General features: G+C 59.0%; 22 protein-coding genes. 10 read left to right on the top strand and 12 right to left on the bottom strand.

Features of this window, described 5'->3' with window-relative positions:
- Positions 1 to 12 precede the first annotated feature (12 nt).
- Entirely contained in the window at positions 13 to 1,311 is a 1,299-nt protein-coding gene (locus tag ADS46_RS17230; RefSeq protein WP_066322140.1) for an NAD(P)/FAD-dependent oxidoreductase, read from the bottom strand.
- Positions 1,312 to 1,460: 149 nt separating this feature from the next.
- Between ADS46_RS17230 and ADS46_RS17225 the strand changes: the two genes are divergently transcribed.
- Positions 1,461 to 2,129, top strand: a complete 669-nt coding sequence (locus ADS46_RS17225; protein ID WP_066322139.1) for a phosphoglycolate phosphatase — start codon at positions 1,461 to 1,463, stop codon at positions 2,127 to 2,129.
- 10 nt (positions 2,130 to 2,139) lie between these two features.
- Here the strand turns inward: ADS46_RS17225 and ADS46_RS17220 are convergent, their stop codons facing one another.
- Positions 2,140 to 3,057, bottom strand: coding sequence for a metal ABC transporter solute-binding protein, Zn/Mn family (locus ADS46_RS17220; RefSeq protein ID WP_066322137.1), 918 nt, complete (start codon positions 3,055 to 3,057; stop codon positions 2,140 to 2,142).
- A gap of 304 nt (positions 3,058 to 3,361) precedes the next feature.
- Between ADS46_RS17220 and ADS46_RS17215 the strand changes: the two genes are divergently transcribed.
- The 3 genes from ADS46_RS17215 to trpC are packed head-to-tail and all read left to right on the top strand — an operon-like array spanning position 3,362 to position 5,833.
- Entirely contained in the window at positions 3,362 to 3,934 is a 573-nt protein-coding gene (locus ADS46_RS17215) for an anthranilate synthase component II (RefSeq protein ID WP_199825261.1), read from the top strand.
- A 35-nt stretch (positions 3,935 to 3,969) separates the two neighbouring features.
- Positions 3,970 to 4,989 carry an anthranilate phosphoribosyltransferase gene (trpD, locus tag ADS46_RS17210; protein WP_066322133.1) on the top strand — a complete coding sequence of 340 codons (1,020 nt, stop codon included), beginning with the start codon at positions 3,970 to 3,972 and terminating at the stop codon, positions 4,987 to 4,989.
- Positions 4,990 to 5,029: 40 nt separating this feature from the next.
- Positions 5,030 to 5,833 carry an indole-3-glycerol phosphate synthase TrpC gene (gene trpC, locus ADS46_RS17205; RefSeq protein WP_066322131.1) on the top strand — a complete coding sequence of 268 codons (804 nt, stop codon included), beginning with the start codon at positions 5,030 to 5,032 and terminating at the stop codon, positions 5,831 to 5,833.
- Here trpC and ADS46_RS17200 read toward each other — a convergent pair.
- From ADS46_RS17200 to ADS46_RS17175, 6 genes are all read right to left on the bottom strand, one after another.
- Positions 5,830 to 8,973 carry an efflux RND transporter permease subunit gene (locus ADS46_RS17200; protein WP_066322129.1) on the bottom strand — a complete coding sequence of 1,048 codons (3,144 nt, stop codon included), beginning with the start codon at positions 8,971 to 8,973 and terminating at the stop codon, positions 5,830 to 5,832. The two genes, trpC and ADS46_RS17200, sit on opposite strands and share 4 nt — an antisense overlap.
- Positions 8,974 to 8,982: 9 nt before the next feature.
- The gene (locus ADS46_RS17195; protein WP_234346874.1) at positions 8,983 to 10,062 is read right to left on the bottom strand and encodes an efflux RND transporter periplasmic adaptor subunit; all 1,080 of its coding nucleotides are present in this window, start codon (positions 10,060 to 10,062) and stop codon (positions 8,983 to 8,985) included.
- Positions 10,063 to 10,139: 77 nt separating this feature from the next.
- Positions 10,140 to 13,238 carry an FAD-binding and (Fe-S)-binding domain-containing protein gene (locus tag ADS46_RS17190; RefSeq protein WP_066322127.1) on the bottom strand — a complete coding sequence of 1,033 codons (3,099 nt, stop codon included), beginning with the start codon at positions 13,236 to 13,238 and terminating at the stop codon, positions 10,140 to 10,142.
- A gap of 89 nt (positions 13,239 to 13,327) precedes the next feature.
- Entirely contained in the window at positions 13,328 to 13,918 is a 591-nt protein-coding gene (locus ADS46_RS17185) for a DUF4202 domain-containing protein (protein ID WP_066322125.1), read from the bottom strand.
- 149 nt (positions 13,919 to 14,067) lie between these two features.
- Entirely contained in the window at positions 14,068 to 14,346 is a 279-nt protein-coding gene (locus ADS46_RS17180) for a type II toxin-antitoxin system mRNA interferase toxin, RelE/StbE family (RefSeq protein WP_066322123.1), read from the bottom strand.
- Positions 14,343 to 14,627, bottom strand: coding sequence for a type II toxin-antitoxin system RelB/DinJ family antitoxin (locus ADS46_RS17175; protein ID WP_066322121.1), 285 nt, complete (start codon positions 14,625 to 14,627; stop codon positions 14,343 to 14,345). The genes ADS46_RS17180 and ADS46_RS17175 overlap by 4 nt, the downstream gene beginning before the upstream one ends.
- A 191-nt stretch (positions 14,628 to 14,818) precedes the next feature.
- On the opposite strand from ADS46_RS17175, the gene serS reads away from it, so the two are divergent.
- On the top strand, positions 14,819 to 16,096 hold the full coding sequence (serS, locus tag ADS46_RS17170; RefSeq protein WP_066322119.1) for a serine--tRNA ligase: 1,278 nt from the start codon (positions 14,819 to 14,821) through the stop codon (positions 16,094 to 16,096).
- On the opposite strand, the gene ADS46_RS17165 is transcribed toward serS, so the two are convergent.
- Complete coding sequence (locus ADS46_RS17165; RefSeq protein WP_156524537.1) at positions 16,041 to 16,874, bottom strand: SIMPL domain-containing protein; 834 nt, start codon at positions 16,872 to 16,874, stop codon at positions 16,041 to 16,043. The two genes, serS and ADS46_RS17165, sit on opposite strands and share 56 nt — an antisense overlap.
- Before the next feature lie 205 nt (positions 16,875 to 17,079).
- On the opposite strand from ADS46_RS17165, the gene ADS46_RS17160 reads away from it, so the two are divergent.
- A complete protein-coding gene (locus tag ADS46_RS17160) occupies positions 17,080 to 18,183 on the top strand; it encodes an AI-2E family transporter (RefSeq protein WP_066322115.1) in 1,104 nt (367 codons plus the stop codon).
- A gap of 44 nt (positions 18,184 to 18,227) precedes the next feature.
- Here ADS46_RS17160 and trxA read toward each other — a convergent pair whose 3' ends face one another.
- Positions 18,228 to 18,611, bottom strand: a complete 384-nt coding sequence (gene trxA, locus ADS46_RS17155) for a thioredoxin (RefSeq protein ID WP_139839338.1) — start codon at positions 18,609 to 18,611, stop codon at positions 18,228 to 18,230.
- Positions 18,612 to 18,866: 255 nt separating this feature from the next.
- Between trxA and cysB the strand changes: the two genes are divergently transcribed.
- Entirely contained in the window at positions 18,867 to 19,841 is a 975-nt protein-coding gene (gene cysB / locus ADS46_RS17150; RefSeq protein WP_066322110.1) for an HTH-type transcriptional regulator CysB, read from the top strand.
- Between the two features lie 19 nt (positions 19,842 to 19,860).
- On the opposite strand, the gene ADS46_RS17145 is transcribed toward cysB, so the two are convergent.
- On the bottom strand, positions 19,861 to 20,481 hold the full coding sequence (locus tag ADS46_RS17145) for a phosphoadenosine phosphosulfate reductase family protein (RefSeq protein ID WP_066322109.1): 621 nt from the start codon (positions 20,479 to 20,481) through the stop codon (positions 19,861 to 19,863).
- Between the two features lie 117 nt (positions 20,482 to 20,598).
- Positions 20,599 to 21,954, bottom strand: a complete 1,356-nt coding sequence (gene pabB, locus ADS46_RS17140) for an aminodeoxychorismate synthase component I (protein WP_066322107.1) — start codon at positions 21,952 to 21,954, stop codon at positions 20,599 to 20,601.
- A 272-nt stretch (positions 21,955 to 22,226) separates the two neighbouring features.
- Between pabB and ADS46_RS17135 the strand changes: the two genes are divergently transcribed.
- From ADS46_RS17135 to prpC, 3 genes are read left to right on the top strand one after another with little or no spacing between them, the layout of a single operon-like run.
- Positions 22,227 to 22,967: a GntR family transcriptional regulator gene (locus tag ADS46_RS17135; protein ID WP_066322101.1), complete on the top strand. Its 741-nt coding sequence runs from the start codon at positions 22,227 to 22,229 to the stop codon at positions 22,965 to 22,967.
- 42 nt (positions 22,968 to 23,009) lie between these two features.
- Positions 23,010 to 23,915 carry a methylisocitrate lyase gene (gene prpB, locus ADS46_RS17130; RefSeq protein WP_066322099.1) on the top strand — a complete coding sequence of 302 codons (906 nt, stop codon included), beginning with the start codon at positions 23,010 to 23,012 and terminating at the stop codon, positions 23,913 to 23,915.
- A gap of 39 nt (positions 23,916 to 23,954) precedes the next feature.
- Complete coding sequence (gene prpC, locus ADS46_RS17125) at positions 23,955 to 25,082, top strand: bifunctional 2-methylcitrate synthase/citrate synthase (protein ID WP_066322096.1); 1,128 nt, start codon at positions 23,955 to 23,957, stop codon at positions 25,080 to 25,082.
- Positions 25,083 to 25,088: the final 6 nt, after the last annotated feature.

Raw genomic sequence — 25,088 nt, 5'->3', positions numbered from 1 at the left:
GGATACCAGGACCTAATGCAGCTTCATACGAGGTTTCAGGTAGCGATTGAGCTTATCGACCAGCCAGGCAAGGCCAGTCTTTGGCGCGCCGTGAATCGATAGCTGGTGCATACGGTAGAGTGACGCATAGGCTCGGCGTGCCAGCCAGCCTTCCAGGAATAGCCCGCGTGATGCAGAGCTGCGCATCAAGCTGCCGACGGCATCGTAGCGGGCCAGCGATACCAGCGAGCCGTGATCCCGATAGTGAAACTCGCGAAGCGGCTTGCCTTCCAGCTGGTTGATCAGGTTCTTGGCCAGGAGCTTGGCCTGCTGGTGAGCGGCCTGGGCACGCGGTGGTACGGCGCTGTCATCTCCCTGGGGGCAGTCGGCACAGTCGCCAAGGGCAAAAATCGCCGGATCATCGACGCTCTGCAGCGTTTTCGCCACCTTGATCTGATTTTTGTTATTGGTCGAAAGCCCCTGCTCGGCGAGAAACGGCGGTGCCTTGATGCCCGCCGCCCAGACGTTGAGATCGGTTTCGATCACGTCGCCATCGCCAGTCACAAGACAGTTAGCCTGTGCCTCCTTGACCGCCGTGCCTACGTGGATCGTCACGCCCATGCTCTCCAGTTCCTGCTGGACGGTTTGGCTGATACGCTCGGAGAGTCCGGGAAGCAGGCGGGGCGCGGCCTCTAACAGGTGGACGCTGATCTGCTGGTGGTCGGTGGCGGTCACCCCGTAGGCGTTGAGCATCCTTGAGGCGTCAAACAGTTCGGCGGCCAGTTCCACCCCGGTGGCGCCACCGCCCACTATACCGATGGTCAACTGGGGATGCTGGCGCAGCGTCGGGTCGGTGTAGCGCAGGAAGGTATTGATCATATCGCGTTGAAACGCCTTGGCTTGCTGGGGCGAATCGATAAAATGGCAGTGTTCGGCAACCCCTGGCGTGCCAAAGTCGTTGGACACGCTGCCAAGGGCCATGACCAGGTAGTCGTAGCCCAGCTGTCTTGCGGGAAGGACCTCGTCACCTTGTTCATCCACAACAGGCGCTAGATGCAGCTGCTTGGCCTGGCGATCAATGCCGGACAGCGAGCCACGCTGATAGCGGTAATGATGCGCCGACGAATGGCCGCGGTAATCAACCTCGTCCATGCTGGAATTCAGTACCCCGGTGGCTAATTCATGCAGTAGCGGCTTCCAGACGTGGGTCGTATTGCGATCAAGCAAGACCACATTGGCCCGCTCAGGCTTGCCAAGCTTACGTCCCAGCTGGGTTGCCAGCGCCAGACCGCCAGCACCGCCGCCAACGATCACGATGGTAGGAAGGCTCATGTCTTACTCCTTGACTTAAATGATATTCATCATAGAGGTTTCTCGCGGTAGTGACGAATGTAAGCCGCGGTTCATATAGCAAAGCCGACTCTCAGGGCTGGCTCTGAAGCGAGCTTTCGTTGACTATTCACGCAGATAAGGATGGCCACTTGCACCCACTTCTTCACGGCAAGCGTCTGATTGCTTTTGACCTCGATGGCACGCTCATCGATTCGGTACCCGATCTAACGGTCGCGGTTGCCCATGCGCTGGCCGACCAGGGATTGACAATGCCATCGGTAGATAAGGTTCGCGACTGGGTGGGAAACGGCGCGGCCGTGCTGGTTGAGCGCGCATTAACCTGGGCGTTGGGCGCGTCACCCGAGGCCCTGCTTTTTGATCGTGCTTACGCGGGGTTTTTACACCATTACGCGGCGGCCCCGAATCAGCTGACCGCCTTATACCCCGGCGTGAAACAAACGCTGATAACACTGCACGAGGCAGGCTATATGCTGGTGCTGATCACCAATAAGCCAGAGCGCTTTATTGCGCCTATTTTGGAGCATTTCGAGCTTAACGGCTGCTTTGCTCTGTGCCTGGGCGGTGATTCCCTGGCGGAGAAAAAACCTTCCCCGTTGCCGCTGTTGTACGCGGCTAAAGCCTGCGGTGTGACCCCCGGCGATTGCATGATGGTGGGGGACTCACGTCATGATATCGAAGCGGGTAAAGCCGCCGGGTTTACGACCCTGGCGCTGCCCTATGGCTATAATCACGGCGCACCGATCAGCCACAGCGACCCTGATGCCGTACTCACGTCACTCGACGAAATGATCGCCTGATGGGAGGCTGCTAGTCTTCTTCCCTGGCACCGCCCAAGGTGGCGTGCAACTGTTCCGCGTTGTGGCGCAGCATGTCAGCGTAGCTGGATGCCGGGCCGTCACTGCCGCTCAGGGCATCCACGTAGAGCGGTCCTGCCAGGGGAAGATCGGCATAACGTGCCTGGGCGTCCATGTGAATCTTCGGCGTGGTGCTCTCAAAGAACAGGCCGGGCGGTCGTTTCTCGGCCAGCTTGGCCTGCATGCGAGCCATCGCAGCGGCCGTCCCCATGGCTTCGTGGTTAACGCCCCATAAGGCATCGTAATCGAACGCGTAAGCATCGGCGAAGTAGGCAAGGCCGGCTTCACTGGTTACCAGCGTTCTGTTGGTCTGGGGAATACCGCCCAAGCGCTCTTCAAGCTCGGCATCGAGCTCATTCAGCGTCTGCTTGAGATCAGCGGCGCGTTGATCGAAGGTGTCAGCATGGTCCGGTGCATGTTTTGACAGGGTGTCGGCGATAACGTCCACATAGGCGGCGGCACCTTCGGGGGCCATCCACATGTGGGGGTTAGCGTAGCCTTGATAACGGCCAGAGGTGAGCGGCAGCGCCGGGTAGTCTGCATTCTCTGCCAAGGCCACCATGGGCAGATCATTTTCCACGATGGCTTTTACATCGCGCAGCCAAGGCTCCAATTCCAAGCCGTTGTAAATGACCAGATCGGTTTCTTCCAGTGCCAGCACATTGGGCGGGGTCAGCTCCCAGCGGTGGACGTCTTCATCGGGCGGGACGATCACATCCACGCTAACCGCGTCGCCCGCCACGCGCTTGACCAGATCAGCGATCACCGAAAATGACACCACCACCCGAAGCGAGGTTTGCGCCGTGGCCGAGGGGCTGGCGACCATCAATGCCAACAGCAGCAGCCCCCATTTCATGACGTTGTTACGCATCCCACGCTCCTGACTCTCTTTAAAAGCGACTGATAATAAAGATTGTTATGCCGCGATACTAGCGCCTGTTAGCTTAGAGGCGCACCGCAAACGTGACATTATCACTAGGCTGGTAAGCCATATTTTAACAGCATAGCGTGTTACCGTGGGTGTCCCGGCGTTAACGTCCCCCGGTCGCCTTCTTAACCCCTGCACTGATACATCGGGTTGGGGTATCATCGCGGTAGAGCAGTTATTAATGATCGTTTTACCTTGACGGAGCAAGTAGCCAATGGCGCAGGGGAAGGTCGCGAAGCGCGTCCTTATGGTCGACAATTATGACAGCTTCACGTTTAACATCGTCCAGTACCTGGTCGAGCTGGGCGCTGATGTCGTGACCTACCGTAATGACGAGATCACCATCGAGCAGATGGCTGCACTCGCTCCAACGCATCTGGTCATCTCACCAGGCCCCTGTACGCCCAACGAGGCGGGAATTTCCCTGTCGGCCATTGAGCATTTTGCTGGCACACTGCCGGTATTGGGGGTGTGTCTGGGGCATCAGGCCATTGGCCAGGTCTACGGCGGCCATGTGGTGCGCGCCCCGGAGGTCATGCATGGCAAGACCTCAGCGGTGGAGCATGATAACCAAGGGGTGTTTGTCGGCCTGGAAAATCCGCTGGAAGTAACCCGTTATCATTCGCTGGTGGTGGACAAGCAACGCCTGCCCGACTGCCTGGAGATAACCGCCTTGACTGCGGATGACGACGTGACGCCAGGCGTTATCATGGGCCTGCGCCACCGGGAGCTCGATGTTGAAGGCGTTCAGTTTCATCCTGAATCCATCCTTACCCGTCAAGGTCATGCGCTACTGGCCAACTTTTTACAACGCGGCTGATCGCCGGTAATACAGCTTTAGGGGCTTTCCTGTTCATGCAAATGCGAGACGCAATTAACGCGGTGATGCGCCGCGAAGACCTCTCTTTCGATGCCATGCACGCGCTGATGCGCCAGATCATGACCGGTGAAGCGTCCGATGCCCAGATTGGCGGTCTGCTGGTGGGGCTCGCCATGAAAGGCGAGAGCGCTGTCGAAATCAGCGCTGCCGCCCAGGTGATGCGGGACCTGATGAAGCGGGTTGAGCTGGATGTCGACAACATCGTGGATATCGTCGGCACCGGCGGTGATGGCGCCAACCTGTTCAACGTGTCTACCGCCGCCAGCTTTGTCGCTGCTGCCGCTGGCGCTCATGTGGCCAAGCACGGCAACCGCAGCGTGTCATCGTCGTCTGGCAGTGCCGATCTCTTCGACGTGGCGGACATTTACCTCGACCTAAAGCCTGAGCAGGTTGCCCGCTGTATCGAACAAGTGGGGGTCGGGTTCATGTTTGCTCCCAATCACCACCCGGCGATGCGCCATGCCATCGGCCCGCGCCGTGAAATGGGCGTACGTACGCTGTTTAATATCCTCGGGCCGTTGACCAACCCGGCCAGCGCGCCCAATCAAGTGCTGGGTGTCTATGCGCCGTCGCTGGTGCCGCTGATGGCAGAAGTGCTTAAGAAGCTCGGCAGCCGCCACGTGCTGGTGGTGCATTCCGAAGACGGCCTGGATGAAATTTCGCTGGCCGCCCCGACCCAGGTGGCGGAGCTAAAAGACGGCGAGATTACCCAGTACACCATTAATCCCGAGGACTTCGGCATCGAGCGTCAGAGCCTGGCCACCCTCAAGGCCACCAGCGCGGAAGATAGCTTGCGGCTGGTAAAAGCGGCACTGAGCGGTGAGGATGCGGCGGCGGACATGGTCGCGCTGAATGCTGGCGCGGCGCTGTATTGCGCGGGCGTGGCGGATAGCTTGAAAGAGGGCGTGATGTTGGCCCAGGATGCCCAGGCCTCCAAGTTACCGCTTGAAAAGCTTAAAGAATTGTCCCACTTCACCAGCGTTTTTAAACAGTAGGCCCTTAAACAAGGTAAGTTTTAAACAAGAAGAGACCCTCATGACTCAACAGGCAACGCCGACTATTTTAACGCGCATTCTGGACCGCAAGGACCAGGAAGTGACCGAGCGCCGCCAGGCCGTCTCGGAAGCCGACCTGCTGGCGCTGGCTGAAAAGCAGAGCGCCCCCCGGGGCTTTATTGATGCGCTTGACCGACGCATTGCCGCTGGCGACCCGGCCATCATCGCTGAAATCAAAAAAGCCTCGCCTTCCAGAGGGGTGATTCGTGAGGCGTTTCATCCGTCGGATATCGCCAAAAGCTACGCCCAGGGCGGTGCGGCGTGCCTATCGGTTCTCACCGATGCCGATTTTTTCCAGGGCCACGAAGATTATCTGATTGCCGCGCGTGATGCCTGTTCGCTGCCGGTGATTCGCAAGGATTTCATTACCCACGGCTACCAGGTTTCCGAGGCGCGCGCCATCGGCGCGGACTGTATTCTATTGATTGTGGCCGCCCTCGACGACGCCCAGCTACGCGACCTGAACCAGCAAGCCGTCGCTCTGGGGATGGACGTGTTGGTAGAAGTCCACGATGCTGACGAACTGACACGTGCCATGGCGCTGGATCTCAAGCTGATTGGGATTAACAACCGCAACCTGCATACCTTCGAGACCAGTTTGAACACCACGCTGGAACTGCTGCCGGGGATTCCAGAGGGGGTGACGGTGATCACCGAATCGGGCATCCATACCCGGGACGACGTGGAGTTGATGCGTGACCACGAAATTAACGGTTTTCTGGTAGGTGAGGTCTTCATGCGTGAAGCCGACCCAGGTGACGCCCTCAGTCGGCTGTTTTTCTAGCCCTGCCGAGGCTTCGTCCGCCAGCTCAGCACCGCCACGGTCAGCGCAGGCAGGAAGGTCACGGTGACGATGGCCGTGCCGAGCAGCCCGAACAGCACAACGGCACCGACACCGCGGTAAAGCTCGGTGCCTTCGCCGGGTAAAAAGACCAGTGGCGAGAGCCCGCACAGGGTGGTGAGCGTGGTCATGGCAATGGGTCGCAAACGGCTTTCTACCGCATTGAAGACGGCATCGCGCACGCCCATGGACGTCTCGCGCAGGTTGGTGCGTGCCTGATGGACGACCAGTATCGGGTTGTTGACCACGGTGCCCATCAGTATCAGGAAGCCCAACATGGTGATCATGTCAAACGGCTGGCTGATGGCGTTCAGACCAACGCGCGGCAGCACCGCGCCCACGGTATTCATCAGCCATAGCCCGACGATGCCACCGGCCGCGCCGAGGGGGATGGTCGCCAGAATCAGCAGCGGGTAGCCCCAGTGGCTGAAAATCGCCACCAGCAGCAGATAGACAATCGCCAGCGCGATCAAGCCATTACCGGTTAACGCCTGGCGGGTGGCGTCCAGTTGATCCCCTGCACCTGTTACCGTCACGTCAATATCGCCCGGCAGCTCCCCTGCGTCGCGCATTGGCGCGATCACCTCGCGCTGCATCCGTTCAATCCCTGCTTCGAGCGCCACGCTGCGCGGTGGAATCACGTCCAGGGTCACGCTACGTCGACCATCGACCCGGCGGATGGTGGCGGTGCCCACGGTTTCTTCAATAGTGGCCACGTCATTGAGCGGTACGTTGAAGCCGGTCGGGGTATGAAGCGGCAGGCTGGCCAGTTGGTCGAGTTCAATGTCACCGGCGTCCGGACCATAGCCGTAAAGGTCGATTTTCTCATCGTCCAGATAGAAATCATCCAGATAGGCGCCGTTGGTCAGCACCGCGATAGCGGTGCCGAGGGCGTCTGTGTCGAAGCCTAACTCAGCGGCGCGTGCCCAGTCAGGGTAGACCTCGATCAGTGGCTGGCCAAGATCGAGCGCAGAGGGGCGCGACTGAATACGCGGATTGTCGAAGGTCGCCTCCGCGCGTTCATAGAGGCGGTTGGCCGTGGCGTAAAGCGTTTCCAGATCACTGCCCGCAATATCCAGGGTGATGCTGCGCGTGCCTCCATCGTTGCTGGAAATGATCGAACCGCGGGCGGCAAAGGCGCGCATATCCGGGTAGGCCTCGTAGCGCTCGGTCAGCGCGTCCATTAGCGCTTCAATATGATTGGGGTCGATGGTCTCGGCAATAATACGCAGGCTCTGCGCTTCGGCCTGAATGCCCATGGTGCGGATCGGTGGAACGTCGGTGTCGCCGCGCTCAAAGGCGGCCGGGTCGGCACCTACATGGGGTTCGAGTTCACGCTGGAGGGTTTGCGCGATTTCGTCCATGGTGGCGAGGTTGTAACTGGCAGGGGCATTCATGCTGGCAAAGGTCTTGGCTTCTTCGCCTTCGGGCAGGTACTCCGCGGGTGGCGTCAGCCAGACAAAGATCGCCACGCCGCCGACGACACCCAGCACGATGGCGGCCAGGCGCCGCCCGGCGCTTTGGATCATGCTGTTCACTACCCACAAACAGGCGCTCATCCAGCGCGGGCGCGTTGTGTCGCTATTTTCGCGCCCGCGAAAATCGATATGCGCCCCCAGGGTGGGGATAACGGTAATCGCGACGACCATCGAGACCAGGATCGAGGTGGATATGGCCACGGCGATATCGGAGTAGAGTTGCCCGGCCTCCTGCTCGATAAAGACGATCGGCACAAATACCAGAATCGTCGTCAGTGTTGAGGCGAGCACTGCCGACCAGACCTGTTTGACCCCCTCAAGCGCCGCCTGAAAACGTGCCAGCCCGCGGCGGCGCTGGGTTTCAATGCTTTCGAGCACCACAATGGTGTTATCGATGGTCATGCCAATGGCAAAGGCGACCCCGGCCAGGGAAATTACGTTCAGGGTGCGTCCTGCCAGTAGCAGGCCCAGAAAAGCGGCAATGGTACAGATGGGGATACCGATAACACCGGCAAAAGTGGCCCGCGCTGAACGTAGAAAGGCATACATCACCAGGGTAGCGAACAGCGCCCCCAGGCCAAGATTGACCCAGACATTGGCAATCGACGACTCCACGTAGCGTACGTCGTCGCTGGAGAGGGTGATTTGCATGCCTTGTTCGGCCAGCAGGCCCTCGTTCAGTGCCTCGACTTCTGCGAGCATGTCACGCTTGATATCGATCACGTTGGCGCCTGGCTCTCGGCGGACCTGGACGCTGAGCACCGGCTCCCCAGCGGCGTTATACGATCGTGACGTGAGTTCAGCGTAGGATTGCTGTACTTCAGCGACATCACCGAGGCGGATGATTTCATCGCCCTGGCGCCTGAGGATCAGCGCCTCAAGGCTTTGCACGTCTTCAAAGCGCCCCACGGTGCGCAGCAGATAACGACGCTTGCCACTTTCCAGATTACCGCCGGATACATCCTGGTTGCGTTCTTCCAGCGCGCTTTGAATATCGCTGATGCTTAGGTTGCGGGCGGCGAGGGCGTCCGGGTCGAGTAGCAGTTGCATCTGCCGTTCGGCACCGCCGGACACGTTGACTTCCGACACCCCGTTGACGCTTTCCATGCGCGGGCGCACGTTATCTTCCAGATAATCACGCATGGCGGGCATATCGAGCTGGCGAGGGTTGCCTTCGCGTGGGCCGACATTGAAATACATGAAGGCGTTGGCCGAAAACGAGTTGGCGACGATGCGCGGCTGGTCGACGTTGTTGGGGTAGGAGGGCACCTGGCTCAGGGCATTATTGACCCGGATCAGGGTTTCGGTGAGGTCGACGCCAAAGGGAAATTCCAGCTCGACTTCGGCGCTGCCACTGCTGGCGGTGGACTCCATGCGCTGCAGGTTGGGCACGTTACGCAGGTATTCTTCCTGCTCGATCAGGATATCTTTTTCGATGTCCTGCGGGTTGGCGCCCGCCCACTGGGTCTCGACGCCGATCACCCGGGTTTCCAGGTCGGGAATCATCTGCACGGGGATCCGCCAGATGGCAGCGATGCCCACAATCAACAGAATCAGCGTGACCACGCTGACCAGAATACCGTGGCGGATAATGGCGGCAAACATGCGTGGGCGTTACTCCTCGTCGTCGCTCAGGGTCAGTGCCTGATCCTGTTCGAGGCGTTCATTACCCACCACGATCACCCGGTCGCCGACCTCGACACCTTCATGAACGGCAACATCGCCCTCAAAGCCGCTGCCGATGTCGACGCGCTGCTCAACGGCGCGCCACTCGTCGTCCTGCTGACGGGCCAGCCAGACACTGACGCTGCCATCCGGGCGGCGGATCAATGCATCGCGGGGAACGCTGGGGCCGGGCTCTCCCTCGATTCGCAGGCGACCTTCAACGGCCATGCCGGGCAACAGTGCGAGTGCGTCGCCTGGGTCAGCGCGCAGCAGGAATTGGCGGCTGCTGGTGTCCTGAGGTACCTGTGCCTGGGGCTGGACGGCATACCACTGGTCGTCGCCTTCCTGGCGCATCTCGAGGGTGGCGTTGTCCATTTGCGCGTAGGCAGAGAAGGGTACCGGGAAATCAACCGTCAAGGCATCGACATCAACCAGTGTCATCAAGGTGTCGCCGGGGGAGACCCACTCGCCGAGTTGAATGTCCCGCTGGGTGATCAGCGCATCAAACGGCGCCGTTATCGCGTGGCGGGTAACGCGTAGCGCCCAGAGCGCGAGCTCGGCCTGCTGAGCTGCCAGGGTCGCCTCGGCGGCGGCGAGAGCATTTTGTCGCTGGCGCTGTTCGCTGGCCGCGATGTTCTGCTCTGCTACCAACTGGTTGGCTTCGTTCAGGCGTCGTAGGGCATCGTCGCGTTCGGCGCGGGCCTGGTCAACATTGGCCTGGGTACGTTGGCGTTCAAGTTCAGCCTCACGGCTATCCAGGGTTAATAAGCGCTCACCCTGGCGGACCCGTGCCCCCAGGTCCACGTGTAAAGTGCTTACCAGGCCTGACTCGGCGCTTGAGAGCTGCGACGTGCGTGGAGCGCTGACGCTACCGTTCAAACGGAGCATCTCGATACGCGGGGTGGCCTCGACGCGCTGGGTTTCCACCCGCGCTTGCTGAGCCGTGGCCGCGCCTCCTGTGGTCATCAGCAAGGTCAGCGCCGCGGCGCATGCCTTGACTGTTTGGCCGATAGCCCGAAATCGTCGCAAGATAGCCCACCATTGAACTCGACTAATTTGCCAGCATGCCATAATAGAACGGTCTGCTGGCGTTGGTGAGATCAACGTTATCCGCGCTTGAGGGCGCTCAGCAGCGCTTGAAGGGGATGCTCGAGCGTTTGTGCCGAATAACGCTTCACCTGGCTGCGGCAGGAGTAGCCGGTGGCCAGGAGCTTGCCCGCATTTTCATCGGCGTCTACCTGGGGTTGCCAGGACTGGGCGTAAATGGTTCTGGATGTAGCGGTATTGCGGGTTTCATGGCCATAAGTGCCGGACATGCCGCAGCAGCCGGTGCTGACCAACTCGAGCTCCAGCCCGAAGGCGGCAAACACCTGCTGCCACGCCTTGGGGCTACCCGGCGCATTGGTGCTTTCGGTGCAGTGAGAAAGCAGCTTGAAGCCTGGATCATTCACCTCCAGCGGGCGGGTCGCAAGGGTGTTGAGCCGGGTGGCCAGCCATTCCTGCAGCATCAGTACTTCCGGTACGGCCTCATTGCCCAGCGCTTTGACGTACTCCTGGCGATAGGTGAGGGTCATCGCCGGGTCGATACCCACCAGCGGAATATCAAAGTGCGCCAGTGTGCGCAGCCGCTCGGCCTGTTTCTGCGCCGTGCGTTCAAACGCCCCTAGAAAACCCTGCACATGCAGTGGCTTGCCGTTGGCCGAATAAGGCATCACGAAGACCCGCAGGTTGAGGCGTGACAACAGCTCGACAATATCCATCACCAGCTTGGCTTCAAAGTGGCTGGTAAATGCATCCTGGACGATGATTACGCTGTTGGCGCGCTGCTGTTCGGTGAGTAGGGCCAATGACGTGGGGGTGGCTTCCGCCACGCCCCAGGCGCGCAGTTTTTTCTTGAGGTTGGCGCGGGACAGCGCGGGGGAATCGCTAATCCCCATGCCTTTGCGCATGAGTTTTTCCACCCAGCGCTGACCCAGCACGGCATTATACAGCGGGGCAATCCTGGCAAAGGCTGGCAACATCCATTCAGTGCCGCCGATGACATAGTCCCGCAGCGGGCGCAGGTAGCGGCCGTGGTAGACCTCCAGAAACTGCGAGCGGAACTGCGGCACGTTGACCTTGACGGGGCACTGTCCCGCGCAGGATTTGCACGCCAGGCAACCGGCCATGGCGTCGTAAACCTGGTGAGAGTAATCGTGGTGCTGCTTGCGGCTCAGCGTGTTGATCACCCGCCGCGGGAAGTGCTTGATAAAGCCCCAGCCGCCTTCGGCTTTTTTCTGGCGCGACTCTTCCACCACGTCGATCCCTGCCTGGGACTGCAGGCGCAGCCATTCGCGGGTCAGGCTGGCGCGGCCTTTGGGCGAATGGCGGCGATCGCGGGTGGCCTTCCATGACGGGCACATGGGGTCATCGACGTCGTAGTTGTAGCAGGCGCCATTGCCGTTGCAGTAGACCGCGGCGTCGTAGGCCTGCCAGGCCCGCTCGTCGATGGTGCGGTCGAGCTGGCCACGCATCGGCACGCCGTCAATGGCGAGCAGCTCCGGGTCGTGCTCCCGGGCAATCAGCTCGCCCTTGTCCGAGGGCGAGGCAATCTTGCCGGGGTTGAGCTGGTTATAGGGATCAAAGGCGGCCTTGACCCGTTGCAGGCTGGGATAGAGCTTGCCGAAAAACTTGGGGCCGTACTCGGAGCGTATGCCCTTGCCATGCTCACCCCATAGAAGCCCCCCGTATTTCTGGGTAAGGGCGACCACCTCGTCGGAAATCTCCCGAATCAGCGCTTCCTGAGCCGGGTCTTTCATATCCAGCGAGGGGCGAACGTGGAGCACTCCGGCATCCACGTGGCCAAACATGCCGTAGGCGAGCCCCCGGGCATCCAGTGCGGCGCGAAACTCGGCAATATAGTCGGCCAGGTGCTCCGGCGGCACGGCGGTGTCTTCCACAAACGGCAGCGGGCGCTTCTCGCCCTGGACATTGCCCAATAGGCCCACCGAGCGCTTGCGCATGCCGTAGACGGTCTTGATCTGCCCGCGGCCTTCGGCCAGGGTATAGCCCAGCCGTTCGACGCTGGCATCGTGGCGCAAATGCTCGGTGAATGCGCGAACCCGCCGGGCCAGCGCATCGGGGTCGTCGTCGTTGAACTCGACCAGGTTAATGCCTCGAATGGCGGTGTCCCCGGCCGGGAAAAACTCGGCCACGCTGCTCCAGACGAAGTCGTCCATGGCGAGTTGCAGCACGGTGTCGTCGATGGTTTCGATGGACGTTGGGCGAGCATTTGACGCCATCAGCGCCTTGGCATCCCGCAGGGCCTCCATGAAACCGGCGTAGCGAACGTTCACTAACGTCGAGTGCTTGGGAATCGGCAGGACATTCAATACGGCTTCGTTCAGAAACCCAAGCGAGCCTTCCGACCCGCACAGCAGGCTGTTGAGGTTGAGCTGGCCGTCCTGCTCCCGCAGGTGGGCCAGGTCGTAGCCGGTCAGGCAGCGGTTGAGCGGTGGGAAGGTGGTCTCGATCAGTTCACGCTGCTGGTCGATAATCTCGGCGGCGGTGGAATGAACCCGGCCGAGGATGCCGTCCTGCTGGCATTCCGTGGTTTCTTCTTCAACGCTCAGCGGGCGGCTGTGCAAGTGCTTACCCCCCAGCAACACCGTGTCGAGCTCGAGCACATGGTCACGGGTCTTGCCGTACTCGCAGCTGCCCTGGCCGCTGGCGTCGGTGGATATCATGCCGCCGATCGTCGCGCGGTTGGAAGTCGACAGCTCCGGGGCAAAAAACAGCCCGTGTGGCTTGAGTGCTGCGTTGAGCTGGTCTTTGACCACGCCCGCCTGGACGCGCACCCGGCGATTCTCCACGTCGATCTCGATAATCTGGTCCATGTGGCGGGAAACATCCACCACGATGCCGTCGGTCAGCGACTGGCCGTTAGTGCCGGTGCCGCCGCCCCGGGGCGTGAGCACGATATCGCGATGGGGGACTTCGCTTGCCAGCTTGGCCAGCCGCTCCAGGTCTTCGGCGTGCTTGGGAAAGACCGCGGCCTGGGGCAGGCGCTGGTAAATCGAGTTGTCCGTCGCCAGTACTGTCCGGTTGGCGTAATCCGGCGCGATCTCGCCTTCAAAACCGCGCGTTTTCAGCGCCTCGAGAAAGCGCACATAGTGAGTGCCCAGGCGTTCGAGTGGTGCGGTACGCGAATCCAGAGATGCAATCATAATTGAGCAAGCCGTCACTGCTGAAAGCGGATGAAGAGAAGGCGACTACTTTACCGCAGTGGCCGACGGCCTGCACCTGGGCGGCGGCGTTATGCCTCGCCCAGTGCTTCCTTGACGAGCGTGGAAGATGATTCGGACATGGGCAGCGCCAACGCCAGCTCGTGGGCACGCGGGGACATTTTACGCCAGGTCATCTGCACAATGCGCACCATATGATCGTGCTCGACCTTGCGCGAGAAATCGGCGAAGTAGTTTTCCAGAAATACCAGGCAGGCGCAGTCTTCCAGTGCCTGCACCTCAGGGTCGCGTCCCAGACCTTTCTTGCCGATCATTGCCGCGACGCGTTTGGCGTCCTCGGCGCTGTACCCGGCCTCTTCCATCAGTTGGGCCGTGGTCTCGCCTGCACGCTTGCCCTGGTCGCGCCGCCAGGTCAAATAGCCCACCCGGCCTTTGTCGTAGTCTTCCCGGGGCACCTGCCAGCGCTGCAAATGCTGGGCCCGCACTGCCAACTGCAACAACTCGCCGGGCGAATCGTATACGTGCGCAAGCCACTTGCTCATGCGCTGGGCATAAGCCAGCTCCTGGGGCATGGCGGTGCCATCGACAAGCGTCGTGGAGCGCGGGTCCTGGGCATGCAGCGCATCAATGGCGTCTAGTGTTTGTTTAAAAGCGGTAGGCATGGTGTTGGAGCTCGGCAAGAAATGGGCGATGAAATTTCAATCATCATCAGGTTGCCGAGAAACGTTGAGAATCTCAACTGCTACAGGTAGGTGAAGTGAGGGGAGCCTGGCAGTGAGTGAATCGTTTCCAGACGTACAGTTACAAAAAATCAGTCGCTTGGAAACTTCTGCTTTTGGTGAAGTACCCGCATGATATGAATCGAGGAATGATCGACCCAGTAGGAAATAATCATCGAAATCTCCGGGATGATAAGCAATCTGCCTGGAATGCCATCCCGCTGCACACCCATCAATGGCTGATCAAGTAGACTCTCAGCTTTCGCTTCAATGATGTCGTCGGTTTTCTCAGCGACGTCAGGATTGACGTCGTAAAGAAATTCGAAGATCTTCTCGCGGTCATTCAGAGCCTCTTCTTCCCACAAGATCATTTGTTTGCCCGACCCCGAATGTTGGCTTTGCGTTCAGCCATTTGTACCTTTGCACGTTCGTGATCAATAAAGGAAGCCTTGCCACCATCGAGCTTCTCGAAGGCTAGATTTATTTGCTGGGTTAGCCATGCATCGTGAGATAACGCCTTGCGTTGCTGCTCGGCCAATTGCTCGGTGAATTCGCGGCAGGCATCACTTAATGTACGGCCCTGGCTCTCAGCCATTTGCTGGCTTAAGCGTTTTGTCTCTTCATCAACCCGAAACTGAATTCTGGTGTCCATGGTGACTGCCCATCCTGTTTGTGTGTGTACATATGTTAGCACAAAAGACTGAAACATGACGCGGGCTATTCCCTTTTCAAGATCCTCTCCTAGGCACCCATAGCCCCCGCACGCGCTTTTGCCTACAATAGTTGCCTTTGTTGTCGGCGTTTTGCGCCGTGGTTTACTGAATTCAGGCCAAGGGATACCTCATGCTCGATCCGAAACTGCTGCGCGGTGATCTTGATGCGCTGGCGCAACAACTGGCCCGCCGGGGCTTTGTGTTGGATAAACAGGGACTGCAGGCGCTGGAATCGCGCCGTCGCGAGCTGCAAACCCAGACGGAGCAACTGCAGAACGAGCGCAACACCCGTTCCAAGGCGATTGGCAAGGCCAAGGCCAACGGCGAGGATATTCAGCCGTTGCTGGACGAGGTCAGTGACCTGGGCGAGCGCCTGGATGCCGCGAAACAGCAGCTGGCAGCGGTGCAGGCCGAGTGGGACGATGCGATCAGCGGGATTCCCAATATCCCTCATGACAGCGTGCCGGAAGGCAAAAGCGAAGACGATAACGTCGAGCTGCACCGTTGGGGCACGCCTCGTGCATTCGATTTCGAGGTGCAGGATCACGTCGATCTGGGCAAGCAGTCAGGCTATCTCGATTTTGATTTGGCTTCCAAGCTCACCGGCGCACGCTTTGCAGTGATGCGCGGGCCGGTAGCACGCCTGCACCGCGCACTGGCGCAGTTCATGCTGGACACCCAAACCGAGCAGCACGGCTACGAAGAATGTTATGTGCCCTACATGGTCAACCGGGAGTCGCTGATCGGTACCGGCCAGTTGCCCAAGTTTGGCGAGGACCTGTTTCGCCTGGACGATGAGCGTGAATATCACCTGATTCCCACCTCGGAAGTGCCGCTGACCAACTTTGTGCGCGATGAGATCGTCGACCAGGCGGCGCTGCCCATGAAGCTCACCGCGCATACGCCGTGCTTCCGGTCTGAGGCAGGTTCACATGGGCGCGATACCCGCGGCATGATTCGCCAGCATCAGTTCGACAAGGTCGAGATGGTGCAGATTGTCGAGCCGGAACACAGCTACCAGGCGCTGGAGGACATGCGCGGCCATGCGGAGGCGATCCTGCAGGCGCTCGAGCTGCCGTATCGCGTGGTGACGCTATGCACCGGTGACATGGGCTTTGGCGCGGCCAAGACCTACGACCTGGAAGTATGGTTGCCCAGCCAGGAGACCTACCGCGAGATTTCCTCGGTTTCCAACTGCGAGGATTTCCAGGCGCGGCGCATGCAGGCGCGCTTCCGTCATCCGGATGCGAAAAAGCCTCAGTTGTTGCATACCTTGAACGGCTCGGGGCTGGCGGTCGGGCGCTGCCTGCTGGCGGTGCTTGAAAACCACCAGCAGGCGGATGGCTCGGTGGTTATTCCTGAGCCGCTACGTCGCTATCTGGGCGGGCTGGAGCGTCTGGTCCTTTAAGGGCCCATTCTACGTTAACGCCTGCTTCTATGCGGATGGTCCCGGGGCGATATTCGCTGCTGGGGCTATGGCCGGTATCGGCACTGGCGCTGCTCTCTGCCCGCATTGACATCATGCGGGGTTGGAAGATGGGCGACTGGGTTTCTTCGATGTGCTGAACATGACCGAGGTCGGTATCCAGCGTATCGGCCATCAGCTCGGCCTTGTGCCGGGCTTTCTCCAGGGCCTTGACCAGCGCTTCGTCGCTGGCGGCGTCACGGTCCTGCAGGTCGAATTGCACGCCGTCCAGGGCGTTCACGCCTGCATCCATCAAGGCGTCCAGCACGTCACCAAGCTGTCCGATATCCGTCAGTTCGACGGTGACCGGGCGTTCGAGCCGCGTGCGTTGCAGCGTTTCACCCTCACCATTACTGCCACGCGGGCCTGATACCTGCTCAGGGTAAATATTCAAGGAACCGGCGCTGATCGCATCGCGCTCGAGGCCGCTATCTTCCATCGTGTTTATCAGCTCGCTGGCGCGGCGCTCAAGACGCTCCCGCGCTGCGGTCAATTCGTCGCTGTCGGTGTCTTCGAGGCTTGATAGCGCGGGTGTCTTTTCCCATAAGCGGGCACTGAGGGTGGCTTTGTCAGGCGCGACCTCAACAAAGGACTGAGCCTGGACATGCAAACTCGGCGGCGTGGGGGCTGCCTGGGCCATCGGAATGCTGATCAGGGTAAGCAGTGCACTGACGACCAGGCTTTGGCGTAATGGTGTTTTAGAGGGCAAGCGAAATTTCATGGGCAACATCCCTATAAATGCGTGTGCGCTCAGGCGCATGGCGGAGGAGAACGAGTAAGACTAGACTCTGCTTTGAATGCGGCAGGCTAAAGAAAGTTCAGCCGTGGCAGTGTGGTTGATAGTTGTTGCTAGAAGTTTGCACGCTAGGTGCTAAATTCCGTTGTCTTCTGGTCTAGAAGGCGATGTTGCTTAGAAATGGAGGCGTATGTCGAAGTTATCGGATGAGGATTACCGCAGTATTCCATTGAATGCCACGCTGGCCATGGCCGCTTTGGTGGTCATTATGGCGGGAATGAAAATGGGCGCGGACCTGCTGGTCCCCCTGCTGCTCGCCATTTTTATCGCTGTGGTATGCACGTCCCCCGTGCATTGGCTGAATCGTTGCGGGCTTAGCTTACGGCTTGCGGTGTTTCTCACCTTGATGTTCATGCTGGTGTTTTTGTCGATGATCGGCCTGCTGGTAGTGAACAGTTTCAGCACCTTCATCCAAGCCCTGCCTGATATTGAAACGCGTCTTTATGAGCACTACTGGGATGTATTAAATGCGTTGGCGTCTCGCGGCCTGGCAATAGACCCGGATCAGCTTAGCTCGATGCTGGAAATGGATAGTGAAGGAGCCTGGATGCAAACCTTGCTGGGAGAGGTTGGCAACCTGTTCATGCAGAGCACCATTGTCGCGTTGCTGGTTATTTTCCTCTTGTTCGAAACGCTGAATTTCCGCGATAAGGTATCGCGAGCCCTGGAAAACCCAGCGCCGAGTTTGAAGCGTTTCAGCGAATTCAGCCTGACGTTGAAACGTTACCTTGCCGTAAAGACGGTGATCAGCCTGGCGACGGGTATTTTGGTATGGCTGTCTTGCCTGATGGTGGGAGTCGAGTTCCCGCTGCTGTGGGGGGTACTGGCTTTTGCGCTCAACTTTATTCCCAATATTGGTTCTGCGATTGCCGCGATTCCGCCTGTTTTATTGCTGCTGGTCTCTCAGGATGGGGGTGTCTGGCAGGCATTGCTGCTGGCATCCGCTTACCTGGGGATCAATTTCGTGCTGGGTAACCTGGTCGAGCCGCGGATCATGGGGCAGGCGCTGGGGCTTTCCACCTTCGTGGCGTTTTTATCGCTGGTGGTATGGGGGTGGGTGTTTGGGGTTGCCGGGATGCTGCTCTCGGTCGTTTTGACCATGACGCTCAAGATAGCCCTGGACAGTCATCCGCAAACGCGATGGATGGCGCACTTGTTGGGGCCGGGCAGTCGGAAAGGAGAGACCTCGAGTAAGCAGGACGCTCGCCGCCCGCCCTGGCTGAGGCGGCACTGAGCTGAACAAGCAAAACCGCCGACACTGTCGGCGGTTTTGTTACGTCAAGCGTTCTGGTCGATAAACTGGGTTAGCTGCGATTTTGATTGAGCGCCCACCAGCGATGCCACTTTGGTGCCCGCTTTGAAAAGCATGACGGTGGGAACGCCACGCACGCCTTGCTCTGCCGCGATCTCGGGGGCGTCATCAACGTTGACGCTGACCACCTTGAGGTTTTCGCCTTGCTCGTCGGCGACTTCATCGACCACCGGGGCCATGACTTTGCAGGGGCCGCACCAGGGGGCCCAGAACTTCAGTAGGACTGGCTGTTCGGCGTTGAGGACTTCTTGCTCAAAATTGGCGTTAGTAACATCAACATTAGTAGCCATTTGCTTCTCCCGTTTGCGTTGCTCTTGCTGTTTCGTTGCCTCAAATGGAGCAACGGTCATCACGCGATTGCATAGCGCATTTCATCGCGCCAAGTCGGCAAATGTTAGCGGGCGAAACGGGGTGTGGCAAATGCGATCGGCGCGAAATCGATAAAATAGTAAAAAGTAATAGGTGCTGCCAAGGCTGTTTTTTTATACTATAAAGGCATTATAGCGTTTTTTTTTATTCTAATAATGGTTGTGTGAGCCAAGTGCCAACGGCAGCGCTTGCCGTTTCAACGCAATCATCCGTGCATTGACCGGTTAGGTGACACTATGAAACTGCAGCAGCTTCGCTACATTTGGGAAGTGAATCGGCACAATTTGAATGTTTCGGCCACCGCGCAAAGTCTTTACACCTCGCAGCCTGGAATTTCCAAACAAATTCGCCTGTTGGAAGACGAACTGGGCGTCGAGATTTTTGCGCGTAGTGGTAAGCACCTGACCCGTGTGACGCCTGCCGGTCAGTCGATCATCGATCTGGCCGGGCAAGTGCTGCGGTTGACCGAGAACATCAAGCATGTGGCCCAGGAGCACAGCGACGAACGGCGCGGTAGTCTGGCGATTGCCACCACTCATACCCAGGCGCGCTATGCGCTGCCGCCCATTATCAGCGCTTTTACCCAGAAGTATCCCGATGTGGCGCTGCATATGCAGCAGGGCACGCCCAAGCAAATTGCCCAGATGGTTAGTGAGGGGCAGGCCGATTTCGCCATTGCCACCGAGTCGCTGGAGCTGTTTACCGATCTTATTCTGCTGCCTTGCTATCGCTGGAACCGTTGTGTTCTGGTGCCCAAAGACCATCCGCTGGCCCATCTGGAGGCGCCGCTGACACTGGAAGCGCTGGCGGAGCATCCGCTGGTCACCTATGTGTTTGGCTTCACGGGGCGTTCCCAACTGGATGATGCGTTCAAGGCCAAGGGACTGACACCGAACGTGGTGCTCACGGCGGCAGATGCCGATGTGATCAAAACCTACGTACGGCTCGGCATGGGGGTAGGTATTGTGGCGCACATGGCCGTTGACCCGGCGTTGGACGATGATCTGGTTGCGCTGGATGCACGTCATCTTTTTGCAAGCTCCACGACCAAGATTGGTATTCGTCGTGGCACCTTCATGCGCGGTTACATGTACGATTTTCTGACCCGCTTTGCGCCTCATCTTACCCGTGACCGGGTGGAAGAGGCGCTGACCGCAGGCCCGCGTCATGAGCAGTCGTTATTCGACGACCTGGACCTGCCGGAGTATTAAACTGACCTGCGGTGTGAGATCAGTGCTGTAGATGCAGTCCGCATTCGCGCTTTTCCTCGACCTTGGTGGGGTCAAAGTAGTCGAAGTTGTTGGGCAGGTTGTGGGCTTGCAGGTACTGATACATATCCTTGGCCGTCCACTGAAGCAGCGGCGCGACTTTCAGCAGGCCATCAGCATTGCGGCTGACCGGTTGCATCCTGGCACGTTCCGGGGTGTCTTCCGCCCGCAGGGCGGTGAACCATACATCCGGTTGCATTTCCCTCAGAGCACGTTCGAAAGGCTCGATTTTGACTTCCTGGGTAAAGGCATCATGGCGCGGGTCATCAATACCCGGCATGGGGCCTTCCAGCGCTTCGCGATGCGCGCGGGTCCGCTTGGGCAGGAAGCTGACGATATTCAGATCAAGCTGCCTGATGAGCTCATCGGCGAACTGGTAGGTCGCCTCGGTGTTGTAGCCACTGTCCATCCATACGATGGGAATATCGGGGCGCACCTGAGTCACCATGTGCAGAATCACCGCTTCGAACGGGCGGAAATTGGTGGTGCAGATAGGCTGTGTGCCTTGCGCCATCGCCCACTCGATTAATCCTTGAGGGTTGTTGGCAAAGTCGTTGTTGATCGCGTCAAGTTCTGAGGACATGCTGCCTCCTTATCGTCGGAAAGATCCTGTCGCTAGACTACCAAAGAGCAGGCAGGTCGCCCCAATACCGTTTGGTTTGGCTTTTATATTCCTTCTTGATATATAAATTATCCTTTCTTATTCCAGAGCTTTAATCAAATGGCGAATCTTGTCCAACGTCTCGGTGTATTCCTCATCGACGTTGGAGTCGGCTACCAGTCCGCCACCGCCCCATACGTGAAGCCGACCGGCATCGGCCACCACTGTGCGAATGGCAATCGAGGTGTCCATGCTTCCCCGCACGTCGACATACCCGAGGCTGCCGCAGTAAATGCTTCGTTGGCAGGGTTCCAGCTCATCGATGATCTGCATGGCACGAATTTTGGGTGCGCCGGTAATCGAGCCGCCGGGAAACGCAGCGGCGAGAAGCGCGAGGGCGGCACGCGGGTCGGGGAGCTGTCCCTGGATGACGCTGACCAGGTGATGAACGTTGGGATAGCTCTCCAGGTGACAGAGCTGAGGAACCCTGATCGTGCCGGGCAAGCAGATACGGCCCAGGTCATTACGCAAAAGGTCAACGATCATGACATTTTCGGCCCGGTCTTTACGGCTATTGAGCAATTGCTCGGCGAGTGCTTTGTCCTCTTCAGGGGTAATGCCGCGGGGGCGCGTTCCCTTGATCGGGCGAGTTTCCACCTGGCCCTGATGGCTACGAATGAACCGTTCCGGCGAGAGCGAAAGCACTGCTTTGTCCTGCCACGCCATGAATCCTGAAAAAGGCGTGGGGGTGGCGCGGCGCAGGCGTAAATAGGCTTGCCACTCATCGCCCTGGTAAGACGCCGAAAAGCGTTGGGCCAGGTTGATCTGGTAGCAGTCGCCCGCGCGAATATAGTCCTGTACGGCATGAAAGCGCTGGTGGTAATCAGCGCGGCTGAGTTCCGCCTGAAAAGAAGCGGTCAGGCAAAACGGCCCCGTCGCTGGCTCTGGATGGTCAAGCCAGCGCATGACCTTTGTGCGGCGCTCGGCGGTGGCGACGAGCCAGGCCTGCTGGGTTTGGTGGTCAAGCGTGATGCACCAGTCATAGAGCCCCATTCGGGCCTGGGGCAGGTCGGTGACACGCGGCTGCTGGCTGGCAATCGACTGCTGCTCACGGCCCAGGTCATACCCCCAGTAACCGATCAAACCGCCCGCAAAGGGGAGCTCGCCCATGTCTTGTGATGGTACAGGCAACTGGTCAAGCAGCCACTGCTGGGGGGCAAACGCATCAGGCCAGTCGAGAGGCGCAGTGAGTCGATCGGACGTGATCTTCGATTGGCCGTTGGCATCGATTTCAAGCGTCGCCAGTGGATCACTGCTCATGATGTCAAACCGACCGTTGGCCAGCGGGCGCCCGCTATCGAGCAACACCGCGCCTGAGCGTTGGCGAAGTGTCGCGAATGTCGTCAACGGGTCGGGTAGGTAGGGCAGTGCCGTCAGTGTTAACGCCGATGTCATGAAGCAAACGCCTGGCCGAGTGGGCAACGCATTTTAGAGGGCGTTAAACAAGGACACCAGTCGATCTTCTCTACGGCTTTCTCACGTTAATCGCATGATGCAGGACATCGTTGTCAGCGGTGCCCCGCTTTTCGTCAGATTGTTGACATCGTAAAACCTTGTTGCCCTAAGTCGTACGACAAAAGGCATATATGTTCGAACGATAAGCAAGGTTGACGGTAGTTTTTAGGAGGGCTAAAGTTGCTCCACTATCTAATTGTCGACAATTCATCATGACGCTATCAGCTGTGACTACACATAAAGATTCATCGGATCATGATGCGGCTTCTCCAGAAGTACGCACCCTGGCCGAGAGGGTTTTCCAGCAGCTCCAGGAAGCCATCGTTCGCGGTGAACTCGCCCCCGGGAGCAAGATTACCGAACCGGGTTTATCGAAAACCTACGGTATATCGCGAGGGCCGCTGCGTGAAGCAATGCGCCGCCTGGAGGCACACCGCCTAATCGAGCGGGTTCCCCATGTCGGGGCCCGGGTCGTCAAGCTCTCAATGAAAGAGCTGATTGAGCTTTTTGACGTGCGCGAGGCGCTGGAAAGCATGGCGGCGCGTCTTGCCGCCGAGCACATGTCGCCGGAAGAGGTGCAGGGCTTGCGGGATGTTCTGGCGCTTCATGAAGGTCAGGCAGACTTAAAGCGTGGCGAAGCCTACTATCAGCGCGAAGGCGATCTCGATTTTCACTACTGTATTGTGCAGGGCAGTCATAACAAGATGCTGATGAACCTGCTGTGTGACGATCTCTACTACCTCGTGCGTCTTTATCGTACCCAGTTCAGCGCCAGCGGCGCGCGCCCCCAGCGGGCTTTTGTGGAACACCACCGCATTGTCGATGCCATCGAAGCTGGCGACGCCGAACTGGCCGAATTATTAATGCGCCGCCACGTCAGCGCCTCCCGCGCCAATGTCGCCGACCGTTATGCCACCATTCTTGAACAACAATCATCGACGCACTCGGGGTAAAACGCCGTATACCCGTGTCGGATTACAAAGGAGTCTACGCCCATGTCCCATTCAAGCTTGTCAGGTTCAACACCCGGTGCCCGCTTTCGGGCGGCGCTTGAGGCGAATCGGCCCCTGCCGATTCTTGGCGCCATCAACGCTTACACGGCGATGATGGCCGAGCGGGTAGGGCACCAGGCGATTTATTTGTCCGGTGGCGGCGTGGCGAATGCCTCTTTTGGTCTGCCGGACCTGGGCATGACCACCATGAACGACGTGGTGGAAGATGCTCACCGTATTTGCGGCGCTACCGATTTGCCCTTGCTGGTGGATATCGATACCGGTTGGGGTGGGGCGTTCAACATTGCGCGTACCGTCAAGGAAATGCAGCGTGCGGGGGTGGCAGCGGTACATCTGGAAGACCAGGTGGCCCAGAAGCGCTGCGGGCATCGCCCCAACAAGGCGATTGTCTCCCAGCAGGAAATGGTCGATCGCATCAAAGCCGCCTCGGATGCCAAGCTCGACCCGGATTTTTACCTGATTGCGCGCACCGATGCGTTCCAGAAAGAGGGTCTGGACGCGGCCATCAAGCGTGCCAATGCCTGTATCGAAGCAGGTGCTGACGCCATCTTCGCCGAAGCGGTGCATACCCTGGATGACTACCGGGCGTTTTGCGAGCGGGTCAACGCGCCGATTCTTGCCAATATTACCGAGTTCGGCGCCACGCCGCTGTTCACCCAGCAGGCGCTGGGGGAGGTGGGTTGCCGGATGGTGCTGTATCCGCTATCCGCTTTCCGTGCCATGAATGCCGCCGCGCTTAACGTTTATCAAAGCATCCTGGATAACGGCCACCAGAAAGACGTGCTGGACACCATGCAGACCCGCGATGAGCTTTATGACTTCTTGAACTACCACGACTTCGAGCAAAAGCTCGACGCGCTATTTGCCGAGCAGAAAGACGCTGAATAATTTACAACCGATAAAAGACACGCTAGCAGGAGACATGACATGGCGGATAAACCACAAAACAGTGCGGGACTTCGTGGCCAGAGCGCAGGCTCCACCGCGCTGTGTACCGTGGGTAAAACCGGATCAGGGCTAACCTACCGCGGCTTTGATATCAAGGAACTGGCCGAAAAAGCCAAGTTCGAAGAAGTCGCCTACCTGCTGTTGAAGGGCAAGCTGCCCAACCAGGCCGAGCTGGATGACTACATCGCCAAGTTGAAAAGCCTGCGCGGTTTGCCAAGCGCCTTGAAAAATGTGCTGGAGGAGATTCCCAAAGACGCTCACCCCATGGATGTGATGCGTACGGGGACATCCATGCTGGGTAACCTGGAAACCGAAGAAAGCTTTGAAGAGCAGGACGACGTGGCCGATCGTCTACTGGCCGTGCTGCCGTCGATCATCTGCTACTGGTACCGCTACAGCCACGATGGCGTGCGCATCAATACCGAAACCGACGATGCCTCGGTGGGCGGTCACTTTCTGCATATGCTGCGCGGCGAACCGGCTTCCGAATTGCACGCCCGGGTGATGAACGTCTCGCTGATTTTGTACGCCGAGCACGAGTTCAACGCCTCGACGTTTACCGCCCGGGTGTGCGCCTCGACGCTTTCGGACATGCACTCGTGCGTCACCGGGGCGATTGGCTCGCTGCGTGGGCCGCTGCACGGTGGCGCCAACGAAGCGGCGATGGCGATGATCGAGAACTGGTCATCCCCGGAAGAAGCCGAACGCGAGATGCTCGGCATGCTGGCGCGCAAAGAAAAAATCATGGGCTTCGGCCATGCCATTTATCGCGAGTCCGACCCGCGCAACGCGATCATCAAGCACTGGTCGAAAAAGCTCGCCGACGACGTGGGTGACACGGTGTTGTATCCCGTCTCGGTGCGCTGCGAGGAGGTCATGTGGCGGGAGAAGAAGCTGTTCTGCAACGCCGACTTCTTCCACGCCAGCGCCTACCACTTCATGGGCATCCCCACCAAGCTGTTTACGCCGATTTTTGTGATGTCCCGGCTTACCGGCTGGGCCGCCCATGTGTTCGAACAGCGTGAAAATAACCGCATTATTCGCCCCAGCGCCGACTATACAGGCCCTGAAAAGAGCGAATGGGTGCCCATCGAAGCGCGCGACTAAGTGAGG

This window comes from Halomonas sp. G11 (assembly GCF_001663515.1).
Classification (GTDB): Bacteria; Pseudomonadota; Gammaproteobacteria; order Pseudomonadales; family Halomonadaceae; genus Vreelandella.
The sequence above is the reverse complement of the archived record's forward strand: the minus strand, read 5'-3'. Positions and strand labels throughout refer to the sequence as shown.

Bases quoted from the DNA above. Each gene is read 5' to 3' on its own strand.
- ADS46_RS17220 (WP_066322137.1), bottom strand. From the start codon at position 3,057: ATGCGTAACAACGTCATGAAATGGGGGCTGCTGCTGTTGGCATTGATG.
- ADS46_RS17160 (WP_066322115.1), top strand. From the start codon at position 17,080: ATGTCGAAGTTATCGGATGAGGATTACCGCAGTATTCCATTGAATGCC.
- serS (WP_066322119.1), top strand. From the start codon at position 14,819: ATGCTCGATCCGAAACTGCTGCGCGGTGATCTTGATGCGCTGGCGCAA.
- ADS46_RS17165 (WP_156524537.1), bottom strand. From the start codon at position 16,874: ATGAAATTTCGCTTGCCCTCTAAAACACCATTACGCCAAAGCCTGGTC.
- ADS46_RS17215 (WP_199825261.1), top strand. From the start codon at position 3,362: ATGGTCGACAATTATGACAGCTTCACGTTTAACATCGTCCAGTACCTG.
- ADS46_RS17175 (WP_066322121.1), bottom strand. From the start codon at position 14,627: ATGGACACCAGAATTCAGTTTCGGGTTGATGAAGAGACAAAACGCTTA.
- trpC (WP_066322131.1), top strand. From the start codon at position 5,030: ATGACTCAACAGGCAACGCCGACTATTTTAACGCGCATTCTGGACCGC.
- cysB (WP_066322110.1), top strand. From the start codon at position 18,867: ATGAAACTGCAGCAGCTTCGCTACATTTGGGAAGTGAATCGGCACAAT.
- pabB (WP_066322107.1), bottom strand. From the start codon at position 21,954: ATGACATCGGCGTTAACACTGACGGCACTGCCCTACCTACCCGACCCG.
- prpC (WP_066322096.1), top strand. From the start codon at position 23,955: ATGGCGGATAAACCACAAAACAGTGCGGGACTTCGTGGCCAGAGCGCA.
- ADS46_RS17145 (WP_066322109.1), bottom strand. From the start codon at position 20,481: ATGTCCTCAGAACTTGACGCGATCAACAACGACTTTGCCAACAACCCT.
- ADS46_RS17200 (WP_066322129.1), bottom strand. From the start codon at position 8,973: ATGTTTGCCGCCATTATCCGCCACGGTATTCTGGTCAGCGTGGTCACG.
- prpB (WP_066322099.1), top strand. From the start codon at position 23,010: ATGTCCCATTCAAGCTTGTCAGGTTCAACACCCGGTGCCCGCTTTCGG.
- ADS46_RS17190 (WP_066322127.1), bottom strand. From the start codon at position 13,238: ATGATTGCATCTCTGGATTCGCGTACCGCACCACTCGAACGCCTGGGC.
- ADS46_RS17135 (WP_066322101.1), top strand. From the start codon at position 22,227: ATGACGCTATCAGCTGTGACTACACATAAAGATTCATCGGATCATGAT.
- ADS46_RS17185 (WP_066322125.1), bottom strand. From the start codon at position 13,918: ATGCCTACCGCTTTTAAACAAACACTAGACGCCATTGATGCGCTGCAT.
- trxA (WP_139839338.1), bottom strand. From the start codon at position 18,611: ATGACCGTTGCTCCATTTGAGGCAACGAAACAGCAAGAGCAACGCAAA.
- ADS46_RS17230 (WP_066322140.1), bottom strand. From the start codon at position 1,311: ATGAGCCTTCCTACCATCGTGATCGTTGGCGGCGGTGCTGGCGGTCTG.
- trpD (WP_066322133.1), top strand. From the start codon at position 3,970: ATGCAAATGCGAGACGCAATTAACGCGGTGATGCGCCGCGAAGACCTC.
- ADS46_RS17180 (WP_066322123.1), bottom strand. From the start codon at position 14,346: ATGATCTTGTGGGAAGAAGAGGCTCTGAATGACCGCGAGAAGATCTTC.